This is a genomic window from Flavobacterium crocinum (assembly GCF_003122385.1).
In the GTDB taxonomy this organism is placed as follows: domain Bacteria; phylum Bacteroidota; class Bacteroidia; order Flavobacteriales; family Flavobacteriaceae; genus Flavobacterium; species Flavobacterium crocinum.
Genome location: NZ_CP029255.1, coordinates 4,918,451 through 4,936,736 on the forward strand (window position 1 = coordinate 4,918,451; position 18,286 = coordinate 4,936,736).

13 protein-coding genes are annotated in these 18,286 nt (G+C 33.7%); 5 read left to right on the plus strand and 8 right to left on the minus strand.

Translation table 11 applies throughout. The features are described 5' to 3' along the window. Positions 1–30: 30 nt before the first annotated feature. The 5 genes from uxaC to HYN56_RS20970 all read right to left on the minus strand — a co-directional run bounded on the left by uxaC (position 31) and on the right by HYN56_RS20970 (position 6,024). Positions 31–1,434: a glucuronate isomerase gene (uxaC, locus tag HYN56_RS20950; protein ID WP_109193973.1), complete on the minus strand. Its 1,404-nt coding sequence runs from the start codon at positions 1,432–1,434 to the stop codon at positions 31–33. Positions 1,435–1,458: 24 nt separating this feature from the next. Next, positions 1,459–2,250 carry a gluconate 5-dehydrogenase gene (locus tag HYN56_RS20955; protein WP_109193974.1) on the minus strand — a complete coding sequence of 264 codons (792 nt, stop codon included), beginning with the start codon at positions 2,248–2,250 and terminating at the stop codon, positions 1,459–1,461. Between the two features lie 4 nt (positions 2,251–2,254). After that, positions 2,255–3,094, minus strand: a complete 840-nt coding sequence (gene kduI, locus HYN56_RS20960; RefSeq protein ID WP_109193975.1) for a 5-dehydro-4-deoxy-D-glucuronate isomerase — start codon at positions 3,092–3,094, stop codon at positions 2,255–2,257. 99 nt (positions 3,095–3,193) lie between these two features. Continuing rightward, positions 3,194–4,507 carry an MFS transporter gene (locus HYN56_RS20965; RefSeq protein WP_109193976.1) on the minus strand — a complete coding sequence of 438 codons (1,314 nt, stop codon included), beginning with the start codon at positions 4,505–4,507 and terminating at the stop codon, positions 3,194–3,196. A 47-nt stretch (positions 4,508–4,554) separates the two neighbouring features. Then, positions 4,555–6,024, minus strand: a complete 1,470-nt coding sequence (locus HYN56_RS20970) for an MFS transporter (protein WP_109193977.1) — start codon at positions 6,022–6,024, stop codon at positions 4,555–4,557. A gap of 406 nt (positions 6,025–6,430) precedes the next feature. Here HYN56_RS20970 and HYN56_RS20975 point away from each other — a divergent pair, with 406 nt between their 5' ends. Beyond that, entirely contained in the window at positions 6,431–7,369 is a 939-nt protein-coding gene (locus HYN56_RS20975; protein ID WP_109193978.1) for an alpha/beta hydrolase, read from the plus strand. 87 nt (positions 7,370–7,456) lie between these two features. Here HYN56_RS20975 and HYN56_RS20980 read toward each other — a convergent pair whose 3' ends face one another. From HYN56_RS20980 to HYN56_RS20990, 3 genes are all read right to left on the minus strand, one after another. After that, positions 7,457–8,914 (minus strand): PepSY-associated TM helix domain-containing protein, encoded by a 1,458-nt coding sequence (locus HYN56_RS20980; RefSeq protein WP_109193979.1) that lies wholly within the window; start codon positions 8,912–8,914, stop codon positions 7,457–7,459. A gap of 78 nt (positions 8,915–8,992) precedes the next feature. Further along, positions 8,993–10,231, minus strand: a complete 1,239-nt coding sequence (locus HYN56_RS20985; RefSeq protein WP_109193980.1) for a DUF4374 domain-containing protein — start codon at positions 10,229–10,231, stop codon at positions 8,993–8,995. Between the two features lie 23 nt (positions 10,232–10,254). Then, positions 10,255–12,648, minus strand: a complete 2,394-nt coding sequence (locus tag HYN56_RS20990) for a TonB-dependent receptor (RefSeq protein ID WP_109193981.1) — start codon at positions 12,646–12,648, stop codon at positions 10,255–10,257. A 107-nt stretch (positions 12,649–12,755) separates the two neighbouring features. Between HYN56_RS20990 and HYN56_RS20995 the strand changes: the two genes are divergently transcribed. The 4 genes from HYN56_RS20995 to HYN56_RS21020 all read left to right on the plus strand — a co-directional run bounded on the left by HYN56_RS20995 (position 12,756) and on the right by HYN56_RS21020 (position 18,224). Continuing rightward, a complete protein-coding gene (locus HYN56_RS20995; RefSeq protein WP_109193982.1) occupies positions 12,756–13,787 on the plus strand; it encodes a helix-turn-helix domain-containing protein in 1,032 nt (343 codons plus the stop codon). A gap of 1,212 nt (positions 13,788–14,999) precedes the next feature. Beyond that, positions 15,000–15,314 (plus strand): hypothetical protein, encoded by a 315-nt coding sequence (locus HYN56_RS21010; protein WP_109193984.1) that lies wholly within the window; start codon positions 15,000–15,002, stop codon positions 15,312–15,314. A gap of 214 nt (positions 15,315–15,528) precedes the next feature. Next, a complete protein-coding gene (locus tag HYN56_RS21015; RefSeq protein WP_109193985.1) occupies positions 15,529–16,218 on the plus strand; it encodes a hydrolase in 690 nt (229 codons plus the stop codon). Between the two features lie 218 nt (positions 16,219–16,436). Continuing rightward, positions 16,437–18,224 (plus strand): amidohydrolase, encoded by a 1,788-nt coding sequence (locus tag HYN56_RS21020; protein ID WP_109193986.1) that lies wholly within the window; start codon positions 16,437–16,439, stop codon positions 18,222–18,224. Positions 18,225–18,286: the final 62 nt, after the last annotated feature.

The window sequence follows — 18,286 nt, forward strand, 5'->3', positions numbered from 1 at the left end:
ATCTTTGCGAACCTTGCGGTTATACTTTATTTAAAACTTAAAATATTCTTTAGCGTTGTTGTATGAAATATCAGCAACTAATTTTCCGATCCATTCCATATCGTTTGGAAGTTCACCACGTTTGATTTCGTCACCCAAAAGATTACATAAAATACGTCTGAAATATTCGTGTCGTGGGAACGATAAAAAACTTCTAGAATCTGTAAGCATTCCAACAAAACAACTAATTAAACCCATGTTTGAAAGCGCGTTCAATTGCTTTGTCATTCCATCTTTTTGATCCAAGAACCACCATCCTGAACCAAATTGTACTTTTCCACGAACACTTCCGTCGTTGAAGTTTCCAATCATAGTAGCCATAACTTCGTTATCAGCAGGATTTAGATTATAGATAATGGTTTTACTCAATTTATCTTTACTGTCTAAAGCATTTAAGAAACCAGATAATTTTTGTGCCTGAGGATAATCCCCTATAGAATCCCATCCTGTATCCGGACCCAAAATTCTATGCATACGAGCGTTGTTGTTACGCAATGCCCCTAAGTGAAATTGCTGTACCCATCCAAATTCATGATACGTTTCGCATAAGAAAATTAAAACAGCACTTTGGAATTTTAAAGCTTCTTCCGGTGTTATGATTCTGTTTTCTCTTTTCTTTTTGAAAGTTGCAGCTATCTCAGATTCTGTAAATTCTTCAAAATAAATTTGATCTAAACCGTGATCACTTAATTTACATCCGTTTGCATTAAAAAATTCAATTCTGTTTCTTAACGCAGCTTGTAAATCAGTAAAAGTATTAATTGCAATACCGGACACATCCCCTAATGTGTCCAGATATGCATTATAACCATCATTAGCAATTAAGATGGCTTTATCAGGTCTGAAAGCCGTACTCATTTTAATTCCAGTCGAATTGTTTGCAAATTTTTTGTGAAATTCTAAACTATCAATTGGATCTTCTGTAGTACAAACTAATTCAGCGTTTACTTTTTTAAGAAGATTTTGTGTACTGTACGCCTGAGAATTTACTTTTTCAGAAGTTTCAATGTAAATTTTCTCAGCCGATTTTTCATTCAGCAAATCATAAATATCAAAATAGCGCGCTAACTCTAAATGTGTCCAGTGGTACAAAGGATTACGCATCGTGTACGGAACTGTTTTTGCCCAGTTTAAGAATTTATCTTTATCCGAACCATTTCCTGTTACAAACTGCTCATTAATTCCTAAAGTACGCATTGCACGCCACTTATAGTGGTCTCCATTAATCCATACATTCGTAATGTTATCAAAAATCTTATCTTCAGCGATAAACTGAGGATTTAAGTGATTGTGGTAATCAATAATTGGCTGATTTTTAGAGTAATTATGATACAACTCTTCAGCGTATTTATTTTCTAATAAAAAATTGTCATGTATGAATGTGTTTGCGCTCATGTCTTTTTAAATATAATTTGAGAATTATTCTTCGTTTGAAGGTTTTCCAATTGTTGCAAGGATTCCACCGTCAACATATAAAATATGTCCGTTTACAAAATCGCTTGCTTTGGATGATAAAAATATAGCTGCTCCGGCTAAATCACCTGGATCTCCCCATTTTGCAGCAGGAGTTCTGCTAATGATAAAATCATTAAACGGATGTCCGTCTACCCTAATTGGTTTTGTTTGTTCTGTAGCGAAATAACCTGGCCCGATTCCGTTAATCTGAACATTGTATTTTGCCCATTCAGTTGCCATGTTTTTAGTCAGCATTTTTAAGCCTCCTTTTGCGGCAGCGTAAGCAGACACTGTATTTCTTCCTAATTCACTCATCATAGAGCAAATATTGATGATTTTTCCTTGTCTTCTTTCTATCATTCCCTTTGCAACATGCTTAGAAACGATAAATGGACTAACTAAATCAATGTCTACTACTTCTCTGAAATCTGAAACTTCCATATCAAGCAATGGAATTCTTTTAATAATTCCAGCATTGTTGATCAAGATATCGATTGGACCAACTTCGTTTTCAATTTTTGCAACAGCAGTTTTTACTTCTTGCTCTTCTGTTACATTGAATTTGTAACCAACTGCATTAATGCCTTCACTTTTCAATTCGTTTACAGCATTATCAATTTTTTCCTGAGACGAATTTCCATTCACCACAATTGTTGCACCCGCTTGTCCAAGTCCTTTTGCCATTGCCATTCCCAGTCCGTGTGTGCTTCCCGTTATAAGAGCAACTTTTCCTTTTATGTCAAATAAGTTTGTCATTTTCTTATCTTAAATCAGTGATTTTACAAACATCCATATCTCCGTAATCTAAATTTTCACCTGCCATTCCCCAGATAAAAGTATAATTACTAGTTCCTGATCCTGAGTGAATAGACCAAGGCGGAGAAATTACTGCCTGATGATTGCTCATCCAGATATGTCTTGTTTCTTGTGGCTGCCCCATAAAGTGACAAACTGCCTGATCCTGTGGAATATCTAAGTAAAAATAAACTTCCATTCTACGATCGTGTACGTGAGCCGGCATTGTATTCCAAACACTTCCTGGTTTCAATTCTGTCATTCCCATTTGTAATTGACAAGTCGTTACCACGCTTCCAATAATCATTTGATTCACTGTACGATGATTTGCCGTTTCCATCGTTCCCAACTGTAATTTATTAGCTTCAGCTAAACTTACTTTCTTAGTTGGATATGTTGTGTGTGCAGGTGCAGAGTTTAAATAAAATTTAGCAGGATTACTGCTGTCATCACTTTTAAAAACCACTTCTTTATTTCCTGCTCCAATGTATAAAGCATCTTTAAATCCTAATTCATAAGTTGTTCCTTCTACTACGACAGAACCACTTCCCCCTACATTAATAATTCCAAGCTCTCTTCTTTCTAAAAAATATGGTGCTTTTAAAGGATCAATAGTTTCTAAAACCAAATCTCCTTTTACCGGCACTGCAGAACCTGCAATATATCTGTCATAATGAGAATAAACCAAAACAACTTCGTCTTCCTGCATTAAGTCATCAATCAAGAATTCTTCTCTCAATTGTTGTGTATCATATTTTTTAACAGCTTCTGGGCTTGACGCGTATCTTGAACTATATTTTGTCATAATTTCTATTTAATGTAATCGATTGCACAAAATTAATTTTTTATATTGAAAAACCATAATTCAAACCAAAATTTATTTCACTTGAACTATTTTTTGCTTTTATAATTCTACCTTTTTCATTCTTGGGACTAGTATATGCATAATGAGCCAAGCTAATAAATACGATGCTCCACAGATACAGAACATAATAAAATAACCTGTTTCTATTTTGCCTATTTTAGTGTAATAAACAAACATATTCTTCTGAACAAGCAACGTCAATAAGATTCCTCCAAGTGCTCCAAACATTCCTCCCATTCCTGTAACCGATGCTGTAGCTTTTTTTGGAAACATATCTGAAACTGTTGTAAAAATATTTGCACTCCATGCCTGATGAGCCGAAACTGCTAAACCAATAACCAAAATGGCAAACCAGATATTTATTGCTCCTAATTGCTGCGCAAATAAAACAGGCAAAACTGCAAAAGCATACAGCAACATACTTGTTTTTCTTGCTTTATAAGCCGGCCAATTGCTATTTATTAATTTCAGCGGAAGCCAACCTCCACCAACACTTCCAATACTTCCAATCATGTAAACCAAAGCACAAGGCCAAATAATTTCAGTAGCCGTGAGCTTATATTGTTTCATCAAGAAATCTGGCAACCAGAACAAATAAAACCACCAAACTGGATCTGTCAATAATTTACCAATAGCGAAAGCCCACGTTTGACGAAATGAAAGCAACTTTATCCAAGAAACCTTTTCTTTTGACTCTTCTACTGGTTCCAGCTTATCTGACGTAATATATTCTAATTCTGCCTGAGACAAACGTTTCTGTTTCTGAGGCACCTCATAAAATAAAAACCATAACGCGAGCCATACAAAACCAACAATTCCAGTTATAATAAAAGCCCATTGCCAGCCATATTTTTCTGCAATATGAGGAACTGTTAACGGAACAATAATAGCCCCAATATTACTTCCTGAATTAAAAATTCCAGTTGCTAAAGCCCTTTCTTTCTGAGGAAACCATTCGGCTGTTGCTTTTATTGCGGCCGGAAAATTTCCTGCTTCTGTAACTCCTAAAAACACGCGGGCTATTAAAAAACCTCCTGTACCAGTTGCCAATGCATGTCCAATTGCCGCTAAACTCCATAAACCAGTTGCAATTGCATACCCTAATTTAGTTCCTAACTTATCAATAATTCCTCCTGCAACCAGCATCCCTAAAGCGTATGCAATTTTAAATGCCAATTCGATATTAGAGTAATCTATAACTTCTTGTTCTGGCGTCCAATGAAACGCTTCTGCCAAAAAAGGCCTAAGGTAACTTATTACATTTCTATCGAGATAATTGACAGTTGTAGCAAAAAAGACTAAACTGCAAATAGTCCAACGGTATTTTCCTATTGCTACATTAGCTTGGTTCATGATGTGGTTTTGGTTTAGGTTGGTTAGTTAGTTTCGAAAAATCTTGGTTAGAGATTTGTAATCGGACTGTATTTTGGAACTAGTGATTTCATTACAATCCAGCCCGTTAGATAACAAACTGCACAGATAGAAAAAATGATAAAATATCCAGCTTCAATTCCTTTGAATCCCATAAAAACCATATTGGTATCTTTAGCATAATCAAACAAAACTCCAGATCCTTTATTAATTAAAGTTGATCCTACCCCTCCTGCTAAACCTCCAATTCCTGTAATAGTTGCAATTGCTTTTTTCGGAAACATATCTCCAACAGTTGTAAATATATTAGCCGACCAAGATTGGTGTGCAGCTCCTGCAATTCCGATAATGATTACTGGAACCCAATAACTAATGTATCCTAATGGTTGCGCAATTAATGCTAAAAGCGGAAAAAAGGCAAAAATTAACATTGCTCTCATTCGTCCTTCGTAAGGATTCATTCCTTTTTTCTCTACAAAGTAAGTTGGAAGCCAACCTCCAATAATTGATAATAAAGTAATTAGATAAAGTACAAATAATGGAAATGCCGCTTCTGTAGAATCCATTCCGTAAACGGAACTTAAATAAGCCGGTGTCCAGAACAAGAAAAACCACCAAACACCGTCTGTCATAAATTTACCGAAAGCAAATGCCCAAGTTTGTTTGTATTTGAAACAGTCTGCTAAAGAAACTTTCGTAGTAGTTTCAGGAACGTAACCAACTAATTTACTATCTGCAATATCATCTTGCTGAATGTAAGCTAATTCTTCTGCTGTAACTTTAGAATGTCTTTCTGGCTTATCGTACATAAACATCCAAAATCCCATCCAAACAAAACCTAAAGCTCCGATAATGATAAAAGACATTTCCCATCCGAAAGATTTTGCAATAAACGGAATTGTAATTGGCGCTGCTAAAGCTCCAACTGTCGCTCCTGCATTGAAAATACTGGTTGCAAAAGCTCTGTCTTTTTTAGGAAAATATTCTGCTGTCGTTTTAATTGCTGCCGGAAAGTTTCCTGCTTCTCCAACCGCCAAAACGAAACGAGCAAAGATGAATAATGCAACACTTACATTAATCACTAAAGCCGTATCGCTAACAGTACTAATTATTTCTTTTGAACCATGAAAACCTACAAACCATTCTCCTGTAATGATTCCTGAAGTTGCAATTCCGCAGAAAGCATGAAGACAAGCTCCTACAGACCAAATTCCAATTGCCCAAAGAAATCCTTTTTTAGTATCTAACCAATCTACAAATCTTCCTGCAAACAATAGCGAAACTGCGTAGAAAATAGAAAATAACGCGGTAATATTTCCATAATCATTATTTGTCCAATGAAATTCTGGCGCGATAAAATCACTCCAAGTTAAAGAAAGTACTTGTCTGTCAAGATAATTGATTGTTGTTGCAAAAAACAATAAGGCACAAATACTCCAACGGTATTTCCCTGTGGTCTTAACGTTCTCATTTACTGCAACTGTTTCGGTTTGATTCATAGTAAGTGGGTATTATAGTTTTGTAATTTTTGGTAATTTTAGCAACACCGTTTACCTCTATTTAAAAATATTAAAATCAATAAATTAACAGTTCTAAAAAGAAATAATGTAATCGATTGCACAAATATAGTTTTTAATCTCTACAATCCAAATAAATTGTATAAAAAATAATTTAAGGTTTTCAAATAAACATATTACATAAAAAAAAGAATACAAAATTACACATTAAACAATATATTTGTTAAAAGCCAACAGGTGAAATTCATCCTTTTTACGGGGCAAAATCGTCCTGTAATTGTTGATTATTTAAGCTGTTTTTAACATTTTTAATTAATTTAAGCCATCGGTTGCATTTACCGTGCAAATCAAATATAAAACATTATAAACCAAATAATTATAAATAAAATTGAAAAATAAAAAAATACAACTTTTAAGGAGAATTACACTAAGTTTTCTTCTTTTTTCGGCAGCATTTTCCATAAACGCACAAAATCAGGTTATTCCGTTATGGAATAAAGTTCCGGATGAAATTAAAGCAACAGATTATACAGAAAAAGAAGTATTAAAAGATGGAAAAATGCAAAGTACAAGTCAGGTTTCTGTACCCACTTTAAGCATTTTTATACCAAAAGAAGTAAAACCAAATCAAACCGCTGTTGTAATTTGTCCCGGAGGCGGTTACACTCATCTGGCATTTAATAAAGAAGGAACAAAAGTAGCAGAATGGTTCAATAGTCTTGGAATTGCTGCCTTTGTCTTAAAATATCGAATGCCTAACGACTTAACTATGAAAAATAAAAATGTAGGTCCGTTACAGGATGCACAGGAAACGCTGCGTTATGTAAGACAGAATGCAACAAAATGGAATATTGACCCAAATAAAATTGGAATCTTAGGATTTTCTGCCGGAGGACATTTAGCAGCTACTTTATCAACTCATTATGATGATAAAGTTTATGACTCTACATATAAAATAAGTGCCCGCCCTGATTTTTCTCTTTTAATTTATCCTGTAATTTCAATGGAAAACGAGATAACTCACAAAGGTTCGCAAATTAATCTTCTCGGTAATAATCCATCTCAGGAACTTTTAGATTCCTTTTCAAACGAAAAGAAAGTGACCGCAAAAACACCTCCTGCTTTCTTAATTCATGCTACAGACGATACTGTAGTAATACCGGAAAACAGCATCAATTATTATTTGGCTCTGAAAAGAAACGGAGTTACAGCCGAGTTACATTTATATGAAAAAGGCGGCCACGGATTTGGTTTAGGAGTAAACGATACCAGTAAATTCTGGACAAGAGATTGTATAGAATGGCTTAAAGCAAATGGTTACAACTAAAAATAAGAAAGGCAAAACTTTTTCAAGTTTTGCCTTTTGATCAAAAAAAAAAAACAAAAAGGAATTAAAAAAAACCATTTTAATATGTTAAGCAGTAACTTCTTGTTCTGCGTTATTCTTCAATTTAGGAACAGGAATCGCTTTACTTGCCACTTTTGGTTTTGCAGCAGGCGTTTTCTTTTTGCCAAATTTCTGTTTTCCCCACCAGATAATAAATCCGGTAATAGGCAAACTGGCAGAAATTAAACTGGCCAAAAAGGCAATAATCTTACCTGTTAATCCCAGAACACTTCCAACATGAATATCATAATTCATTCTTCGGATTTTGTCCGGAATATTAGCCTCAATATATTTTCCGGAAAATGGAGTTTTAATCGTAATCTCTTTCAGAGACTGCTGATCAAAACTGTAGCGATCCATATTATAAAAAGTGTTTTTTTGTTTGTACACAAAAGCACCAATAGGATCTGCAGGTTTTCCCGGAATACTGATCATGATTCCGGATGCCTGAGGGTTTTCTTTTTTAATATTTAATAAAACTTTATCAGCCGTTGTAATTTTAAACTCTTTTACATGAGTAGTATCCGATTTTGGAGATTCTCTGTTTTCTACTAATGGGGTTCCTCCTGAAGTTACCCAATACAACGATTTACTCCACCAGCCAAAACTCCACACCAAACCTGTTACAGCAATAAAAAACAGAAAAATACAGCTGTAAAAACCCAGTACATTATGTAGATCGTAATTGACACGCTTAAAACTCGCGTCCCATTTAATTTTAAAACTTTTATCTATAATCGATTTGATCCATTTTGTAGGCCACCACAAAACAATACCTGAAATTAATAACACCACAAAAATCAAAACCGCAACACCTACAATCGGGCGTCCAATATCATACGGAAGCCATAATGCACGGTGTCCATTTAATATCCATCTGAAAAAATCCGGAGAATCCCCTCTTGAAAATGTTTTTACATTTAGAATTTCTCCTGTATACGGATTCATGTATACACTTATAAAAGTGCCACTTCTTCTTCCGCCTTTGCCCTTACCTTTGCCCTTACCTTTACCTCCTTCTTTTCCTTTTTCATTCGCTAAAGGTTTCAAATCAGCTTTTGTTTTTTCGCCCTCATTTTTAGCGAAATCTTTTCTTTTATCACCTTTTTTGTGCTCTCCTTTTTCTCCTTTTCCCTTTTCACCTTCTTCTTTTTTCTCCACAAAATAACCTACAATTGCAGCATCTTCTTTCGAACCAAAAGTAACACTGGTTGCTTTTTTATCTTTCATTTTTTTGTCAGCAATTGCTACCAATTGAGAAGGCAGCAAAAATTCTTTCTGCTGTGGTTTAACAAAACGCCAGTCTTCGATAAAATCTTTAATTTCATTTTCGAAAACATAAATACAGCCCGTAAGACTAACAATAACTACGATAATTCCGGATGCTAACCCAAGCCATAAATGCAGCCAGGCCATAATACGCTTAAAAAGCGACTTTTTACTCTTTTTCTTATTAGTTGGTTTTGGTTTTGAAGAAGAAAACATATTGGATAGATAAATATGATAAATTGAAAAAAAAACGTAAGTCCCCATAGAAATAAGGACTTACGGTAAAAAAAGATATTAGTATTTTAATGTCTGGATAGCAGTAATCTGACCACCTTCAACTTTCATACCTTGTGTAGCAACAGCGGTCGAACCGTTGATAGAGTAAATCCAGTTTCCGTCTGGTGTATTTACACCAAGAATAGCTGAATTTCCATCTTCTGTTGTAATATTATAACGAGTAGTAGCATTTGACAATGTAGCAGGCATACCAGTAACCCATTTAAAGGTTTGGTTGTATACATCAGCAACAGCTAACTTAACAGCTCCTGAATTAGTTCCAGCGTTTCCGTACATTAATAGTAAGAACTTACCATTTGAGATATAACTTGTAGAAGAAATTTTGTACCCTCCTGATTTTTCCTGAACATTAAAGAAATAAGATTTGTCAAATTCTGTGGTACCTTTACTAATTTTAATAACAGCCGAAGGTTTTGTAGAAGTAACTACACCATTAGCTGTTCCAATAGCTCCAGAAAATCCATAAGCATCTCCTTTTTCATCTTGAAACAATCCATTAGTAAAATAAGCTCCTAAGTAACTTGTACGGTTATCTTTTATTACTTTTTCTAATTTTAGATCCGGATAACTATATACCGCTACCCAAGTACTATCAGCATGTCTTGTTCCAAAAGTATCCGGAGCAATACCATTAATTTTCATATAAGGCATAAATACTTTATCTCCTACCTGAGTTGCCCAAGTAAAATGAGCTCTTTCTGCTAAATCCGGATTTTTATTTCCAATTAAAAGTCTCGTATCTTGTGATACTGTTCCTGTAAGTACAGATTGTTCTGCATCAACTTTATACATGTAAGAAATTGAAGCGCCACTTCTAGGTACTTTTACCATTACGATATCTTTGTTAACAGGTGCAAAAACTTGCACTGTCTCTGCCTGGAAATTTGAAGTCTTAGTTAAGTCTCCATTTGCCGTTAAGCCATAAGTAGTAACAGCTCCCGGATTTCCCTGACCGTAAAGGAAACTAAAAAATTTGTTTTGCGTTGATAAATAATAACGATAAGTACCATCTTGCTCTAATCCGTTTCCAGCTGTGGTAATTGATCCTTTTGAAACGTCGTCGGCAGTCAATAGATAATCTGCTACTCCTGTTGCTCCTGTAGAAACGGTAATTATATATTTTGATTTTCCAGTTTCTCCACTAGCTCCTTCATTTTTGTCGTCGCTACTCTCACATGAAGTAAAAGTGAAAGCAAACGCAGCTAATAGTAAAGGTAATTTACTAATTGTTTTCATAAGTATTAAAGTTTATATTAAAATTATTTATTCGATTTGTTAAAGAAATATCTAAACTTCAGATAAAAAGCACGACTTGGTTTTTGAAGTGAAAAATTATCCACAAGTTCATTATCCAATAAGTTTTGACATTCTAAGGCGATGTTGTATTTTCCATTGGCCATTGTGTAAACCAGGTTTAAATCATGCTTAAGCTGTGTAGGAATATCATGTTTACCATTTGAGCCTCCTCTACTTGGCCAGTACAAATAATAGGCATGTACATAAAGAAGATTATAGCCTACAGACAAATTATTTCCTTTTTTAAATACATCGTTAAAAAAAACTGTTCCATCAAGATTACCAAATAAATAAGGGATATTAGGTACTCTGTCCTTATAATAATAGGAAACATAATTTTGCTCTGGCTCATATTTGGTCATATTTCGTATATCCTGATAAGTTATATTAAGACCAGAAGTAAATCGCTTTTTGTAAGAGTATCGAATCTCTCCATCAACACCTTTTGTTTTTACACTTCCCTGATTAACGGTTACAGTTTTGTTTTGATTATTATTAAATTCAGTACGAATAAAATCAGTAGCATTACGATAAATACCATTTACATCAAATGTTAAGGCATTGATGTCATTAAAACTAGTTTGATAACTTAAACCTAAGTTAATATTGTTACTTGATTCTGGTTTTAAACCATTATTACCCTGTAAATTATCATTGGGATCACCAAAAATTTCATTCGGTGTAGGTAATCTGTAGGTTTTTTCATAAGAAGCTTTTAGCTGTAAATTTTGTTTTAAATAATAGCTGCTTGCTCCTCCATAACCTAAAGAAGATGTTTTATTATTTAACTCCATATAGGCAACATCTCCCCAGTTTCCAGAAGGATTATAACTTCTGGTGAGCGTAGTGTTTAAATCATAATTCTTTAAAAATAATGAGGTGCTCCATTTTTCATTGTAGTCAAATTTGTAGCCCGCTGCCAAAATATTCTTTTGTAGTTTTTCAGGTTGCTGATACGTTACAGACTCAGGATAAAGCTCATCACTTCCTTTACGGTCAAATGTGTTAAATGTGTTGTTTATTAACAAAGAATGATGTTCCCCTATAGCATAAGTTGCATTAAAAGTGGCTATTCCATTGTTGTTTTTAAATTTATAGAGGGATCTACCGGCTTCTCCACCTGGTCCAGCGTTTTGTGTATATTGTCCAAACCAATTGTAACGTCTATTTACAGTATCTACAGTTTGTTCATAGCCAAAATTAAAATTTCCTGTTACATCAATATTCAACCCTTTTGTAAACAAATCTTTTACCTGGTATTTTAAAGTAGGCATCAAAGTGTTCCCACGTCTATATCTTTCGCCAAATACTGCAACCATTCTGGCTCCGGTTTGAATATCAGCCTTATTTTGTCCGGTTGTAAAACCAATCATTAATTTATCGGCGTATTTTTTACCCGTAATTCCAATATTAAAAATTACAGTTTCATTATGGTAATTATCATGAAATCTTCTTACTCGTGTTTCTGGATAATATTTACCAGTTTCCAAATCATTAGTTTCAACATTTACCCAATAATTATTATCCGAATAATTTTGAAATGCATTAATCTCTGTGGTAAAACCACTTTTTGAAGTATAACCAGCGTTTATGGCAGTTTTAAAAGTGTTGAATGATCCAAAGGAATAAGAAGCATCAACATATTTACGAGGTTTGCTATTCGTTACGATATTAACAGCTCCTCCTAAAGCATCTCCACCTAACCAAATGGGCACAACACCTTTATAAACCTCTACACGATCAGCCAGGTTAATTGGAATATTATTGATTTGAAAAGACGAACCAAAATTATCCATTGGCACACCGTCAATAAAAATTTTAATTTGGTTTCCGGAAAACCCGTTAATCGATAATTCAGATCGGGATCCTACACCTCCGGCTTCACGAAAACGTACGCCTGACACTCTATCTAATGCATGTGCCAGATCCAAAGTAGAGTTATGTAGTTTTTTTGCATCGACAGCTGTTACGTTGTAAGCTTGCTTATTGATCTTATCAACTGAGGAACGTCCTAAAACCGTAACGCTTTCTAATTCCTGCAATTCGTTATCCAATTGAACCGGAATATTTACAGAAGTTCCAGAAACCTCTATGCTTTTTTTAAAGCCTGAAAAACCAATTGCAGAAACTTTAATAGTATGTTTTCCTGGTTTAACATTTCTGAAAATAAACTTTCCGTTTTCATCAGAGACCATACTTAAGTCCGTTTTTTCTATCACTACAGTTGCAAATGGAACGGTTTGACCAGATTTTTCAACTACCTGTCCACTAACTATTACCCCTTGATTTTGCTGGGAAAATGATAAGAACGAAAAGAAGAAAAATGAAATAAAAAATAAAATTTTTGGCGTTGACATATATTTAATTAGACTAATTATAAATAACTTTGCCGCAAAAGTACCATCAACTCACTCAAAAAAGTTAGGGAAAAACGGATTATTATTTTGTAAAAACGGATTAAATTTTGAAAATCAAGTCTACTCTTTTATCGCACGAAAAACCAATTATTGACATTGAAATAGATACTCGCTACAATCCAAAAAGTATTCTTAAAGAAGAAAATATTGATCTTCAAAAAGAAGACACAGAAGATATAAAGAGTCATATTCTGGCAACAGACGGAATGGTTTTAATAAATACAGAAATGTACTTTACACAGCCTCAAACCGATGTTTTCGAAATTAATGATGAATGTATCGTAATGGATTTTATAAGCTGCAATAACATCGAGACTCAAATTGATCAACTTGAAAATGAAAAATATTTAAAGCAGAATACTCACAATATTTTTTATACTACAAAATACAAAGGCACCTATAAAATTCCCGCATTTGAAAAAGTAAATTATTTAACAATTATCTTTTCTAAAGAATTCTACTTTAATATAATTAATGAAGACTGGAAACTTCATGAAAAATTTTCTAAAAACATTCTCGTCAAAAAATCCGGCTATCTCAACTCGAAATACATCCCCTTCACTTCTTCTATTCAATGGATTATTTCGGAGATCAAAAATTGTAACCGGAAAGGCGCATTAAAGAAAATGTACATTGAAACCAAAATCAAAGAGCTTTTAATACATCAGTTAGAATCGGTGATTTCTAAACCTAAACCAGAAGAAAAAATTGACAGCGAGGATTACAACAAATTATTAGAAGCAAAAAATATATTAGACAACGATTATCGAAACACTCCTACTCTTCCTGAACTTTCCAGACAAATTTCATTAAACGAATTCAAGCTAAAAAAAGGTTTTAAGGCTTGTTTTGGAACAACTGTAAAAAGCTATATCATTAAGTTAAGAATGGAACATGCAAAAGAATTGTTCCAGAGCAAATCGGCAACAGTTAGCGAAGCAGCTTACAAATGCGGCTATAAAGATGTTTCTCATTTCTCGGCCGCTTTTAAAAATTATTATGGCTATTCTCCTCAGAAATTTAAAATAAACACCGATATGTTACAATTTTGGCTAATCGGACTTTCGTTAATTTTATAAAAAAAAGGGTCTTAAAATTAGGTCCGTCGACTTAATCTTAAAACCCAAAAAAAATTAGACATTAATTGTACATTGCAAACTATATACAAATACCCACGATCAAATGAATATGTCTTAATTAAAAATAAAAACGTTTCTCCAAAAACTGTTTTCTGTAAAAATTTCGAGTGACATCTAAAAAGGTAAAGAGCATCACCGTTTTCAAATTTCTACATCCCAAAATTATAATGCAGAAAAGAGATTCCCTTACGGTTTTCCACATAATGACTAAAAAACAAGCTCTAAATCAGAAGCAAAAAACAATAAACAGCTAAAAACCAGTAACTTAAAACTAAAACTTTAACATTATTTTAAACAAATAATTGCAAATTTTAACATTTAAAGTGTAAAAAACACACTTAAAAAGATGTTTCTTATTCTCGATTAATTCCTCTTTTTCTTTCACTAAATATATTTGCAACATAAATTACAAGTTCTGTCAAAAACTGAAATCAAAAAATAAAGAAAAACTCAGCTTCTTATCATCTTAGAACCTTAGTATCTTTTTCTTATTCCAGATTAAGTCGAAACAAAATTGGAACTAATAAATTTGCAATATAAATTACAAGTTCTGTCAAAAACTGAAATTAAAAAACAAAGAAAAACTCAGCTTCTTAGCATCAGAACCTTAGTATCTTTTTCTTATTCCAGATTAAGTCGAAACAAAATTGGAACTAATAAATTTGCAATATTAATTACAAGTTCTGTCAAAAACTGAAATCAAAAAATAAAGAAAAACTCAGCTTCTTAGCATCTTAGAACCTTAGTATCTTTTTCTTATTCCAGATTAAGTCGAAACAAAATTGGAACTAATAAATTTGCAATATAAATTACAAGTTCTGTCAAAAACTGAAATTAAAAAACAAAGAAAAACTCAGCTTCTTAGCATCAGAACCTTAGTATCTTTTTCTTATTCTAGATTAAGTCGAAACAAAATTGGAACTAATAAATTTGCAATATTAATTACAAGTTCTGTCAAAAACTGAAATCGAAAAATAAAGAAAAACTCAGCATCTTAGAACCTTAGTATCTTTTTCTTATTCTAGATTAAGTTGAAGCAAAAACGAAAGCAATAAATTTGTAAAGTAAAATCAGAAGTTCTGCGAAACTGAAATTTAAAAGTCAAAAAACTTAGAATCTCAGCATCTTAGAATCTCAGCAACTCAGAAAAAAATGAAAACACTTGAATTCTTATTACTTGGAAAAAACGAAGCGATTCTGGCCATTTTACTTCGCCTTGTAAATGCTTATGAAGACTGGAACGGAGTCGCATTTAGCAGCGAAACAGAAGCTCAGGAATATTTTCGTAACCACAAAATCGACGTTGTCCTTTTGAGCTCCGGAATCGAAGATGATGTAGAAAAAGATTTTACTTCTTTTTGTTTAAAACAACAGCCAGACGTAGAAGTAATTGAACATTTTGGTGGCGGAAGCGGATTATTAAAATCAGAAATTCTCCACAGATTACATTTAAAAGGAAAAATATAGCGCCCTAGTTTCCTTTCAATCATTTTAGCTTTAAAACAATACAATCACGAAGATCGTCAAAAATTTACGATATATCGTTAAGACTTCTTTTGCCTTTTTTGAAGAAATCCCTTTAAGAACAAGGCTTTAGGAATAGGGCATTCATTTTGAATACTAAAAAGTAAAAATCACAATATTTTAAAACCTAATCATTAACAACAAAATCAAAATTATCATGAAAAAATTAATCCTTACAGCAGTTTTAGCTTTAGTAACCTTTATCGGATTTGCTCAAAAACCAAGTCCAGCGTTACTAGACCCAACAAATCATACTTTAGTTTTAATCGATTACGAAAGTCAAATGGCATTTGCAGTAAGCAATATTCCTATTGATCAGCTTAGAAACAATACAGCCTTGGTAGCCGGAGCTTCAAAAATATTTAAAGTACCAACTATCGTTACAACGGTTGCCGAAAAATCTTTTAGCGGACCTGTTTTTAGAGAAATCGAAGAATTCTACCCTCAAAAAACTTCAAACTATATCGACCGTACAACAATGAATACCTGGGAAGATGCTCCAGCACGTAAAGCAATTATTGCAACTGGTAAAAAGAAAATCGTATTTGGCGGTTTATGGACAAGTGTTTGTATTGTTGGACCAGTTTTATCAGCAATCAACGAAGGATATGACGTTTATGTAATTACAGATGCAAGCGGTGACGTTTCTAAAGAAGCTCATGAAATGGCGGTAACTCGTATGGTTCAGGCTGGTGCTCATCCTGTAACTTCTTTACAATACTTATTAGAATTACAACGTGACTGGGCTCGTCAGGAAACTTATGTACCGGTAACTGATTTGGTTAAAAAATACGGTGGTGCTTACGGTGTAGGTGTACAATACGCTCACGAAATGTTGAAACACTAAATCTTAGTGAACGCGGATAAAACGGATTCGTTATCGCGAAGGCGCAGATCAAAAACGGATTTTAATTCATCCTATTTACTTTAAAAAAATCTGTACAAATCAGCGTCTTCGCGAATACGAATCTGTAAAATCAGCGTCAAATTTTAATCTATCCAATAAATAAAGACTGTGTGCTCAAAACATACAGTCTTTTCTCCAACCAAACAAAAACCTCCACTATGAAACCTTCTTTCAAAATACTAGCTTTTCTTTTAATCATTTCCCTTCCTGTTTTTGGACAAAAGAAAAAAGCGACACTTATTGTGCATCATGCTGTAATTCACACTTTAGACAATCAAAACTCAATTGTGGAAGCTATGGCTGTCGCCGATGGAAAAATCCTTAAAACAGGTAAAAACAGCGAAATCTTAAAATTAAAAGACAAAAAAACAACCGTAATCGATGCCCAGGGAAAAACGATTATTCCAGGAATATTCGATTCTCACATGCATATTATCCGCGGAGGAAGATTTTTTAATACTGAATTACGATGGGACGGAGTTCGTTCTTTAAAAAGAGCTTTGGCAATGCTGAAAGAACAAGCTCAAAGAACTCCAAAAGGACAATGGGTTCGCGTGGTTGGCGGATGGAATGCTTATCAGTTTGAAGAAAAAAGGTTACCGACTTTAGCTGAAATCAACGAAGCAACAGGTGATGTTCCCGCTTTTATTCTTCATTTATATGGACATGCTTATTTGAACAAAGCAGGTTTAGAAACTTTAAAAATCGATGCCAATACACCAAATCCAAATGCAGGTTTAATCGAAAAAGATCCAAACGGAAATCCGACAGGATTGTTAGTTGCAGAACCAAATGCTTTCATTTTATATTCAACTCTTGCTAAACTTCCTGAATTAACACAAGAAGAAAAATTCAACTCAACTAAACAATTTATGACCGAAATGAATCGTCTTGGCGTAACCGCGATTATGGATGCAGGAGGCGGATTTCAAAACTTTCCGGATGATTACGGTGTAACAAACGGTTTATGCAAAGACAGCGATTTGACAGTTAGAATGCCTTACTATTTGTTTGCACAAAAAGCAGGAACAGAACTAAATGATTATACCAAATGGATGCAAACTGTTGAAATTGGTGAAGGCTGTGACGACGATCATCATTCAGATAAAGTGGAATATCATGTTCAGGGCGCCGGAGAAAATTTAGTAATGAGTGCCGGAGATTTTGAAAACTTTGATAAACCAAGACCCGAATTAAGCCCGGCAATGGAAGGACAATTAAAAGAAGTTTTATCCCTACTGGTTAAAAACAGATGGCCGTTTAGAATTCATGCTACTTATAACGAAAGTATAACAAGATTTTTAAATGTAATTGAAGATATTAATAAAGAAACACCTTTAAACGGACTTTTATGGTTCTTTGATCATGCTGAAACGGTCTCGGTAGAAAACTTAAAACGTATCAAAGCTTTAAACGGTGGAATTGCAATTCAACACAGAATGGCGTATCAAGGGGAAAGTTTTATTAAACGATATGGAAAAACTGCTGCTGCGAATACGGTTCCTTTAAAGAAAATTTTTGAATTAGGAATTAAAGTCGGAATGGGAACTGATGGGACGCGTGTGGCAAGTTACAATCCGTGGGTTGGTTTATATTGGTTGACAACCGGAAAAACTTTAGGCGGTTTAAAATATATGAATGATGAAAATATTGTAGACAGAACTACCGCTTTGAAATTATTCACTTACGGAAGCGCACAATTAATCAACATTGAAAAAGACAGAGGAATGCTTACTGCAAATAAACTGGCTGATTTTGCCATTCTTTCTGATGATTATTTTTCTACTTCTGAGGAAAAAATACTAAACATAGAATCAAAACTGACAGTCGTAAACGGAAAAGTAGTTTATGCTGATAATGATTTTAGAACTTTTGCAAACGAAAAACCAAAAGCAATTCCAGACTGGAGTCCGGTAAATTACTTTGGAGGTTATCAAAAAAATTAAATTATAAAGTAACGACTAAATTCAAATTTCAAATAAATTTTCTATGGCTTTGAATGCACAAT

Excerpts from the sequence above, each read along its gene's own strand:
- HYN56_RS21010 (WP_109193984.1), top strand. The coding sequence starts at position 15,000 with ATGAAAACACTTGAATTCTTATTACTTGGAAAAAACGAAGCGATTCTG.
- HYN56_RS20955 (WP_109193974.1), bottom strand. The coding sequence starts at position 2,250 with ATGACAAACTTATTTGACATAAAAGGAAAAGTTGCTCTTATAACGGGA.
- HYN56_RS20965 (WP_109193976.1), bottom strand. The coding sequence starts at position 4,507 with ATGAACCAAGCTAATGTAGCAATAGGAAAATACCGTTGGACTATTTGC.
- HYN56_RS20985 (WP_109193980.1), bottom strand. The coding sequence starts at position 10,231 with ATGAAAACAATTAGTAAATTACCTTTACTATTAGCTGCGTTTGCTTTC.
- HYN56_RS20980 (WP_109193979.1), bottom strand. The coding sequence starts at position 8,914 with ATGTTTTCTTCTTCAAAACCAAAACCAACTAATAAGAAAAAGAGTAAA.
- HYN56_RS21020 (WP_109193986.1), top strand. The coding sequence starts at position 16,437 with ATGAAACCTTCTTTCAAAATACTAGCTTTTCTTTTAATCATTTCCCTT.
- HYN56_RS20990 (WP_109193981.1), bottom strand. The coding sequence starts at position 12,648 with ATGTCAACGCCAAAAATTTTATTTTTTATTTCATTTTTCTTCTTTTCG.
- uxaC (WP_109193973.1), bottom strand. The coding sequence starts at position 1,434 with ATGAGCGCAAACACATTCATACATGACAATTTTTTATTAGAAAATAAA.
- HYN56_RS20970 (WP_109193977.1), bottom strand. The coding sequence starts at position 6,024 with ATGAATCAAACCGAAACAGTTGCAGTAAATGAGAACGTTAAGACCACA.
- HYN56_RS21015 (WP_109193985.1), top strand. The coding sequence starts at position 15,529 with ATGAAAAAATTAATCCTTACAGCAGTTTTAGCTTTAGTAACCTTTATC.
- kduI (WP_109193975.1), bottom strand. The coding sequence starts at position 3,094 with ATGACAAAATATAGTTCAAGATACGCGTCAAGCCCAGAAGCTGTTAAA.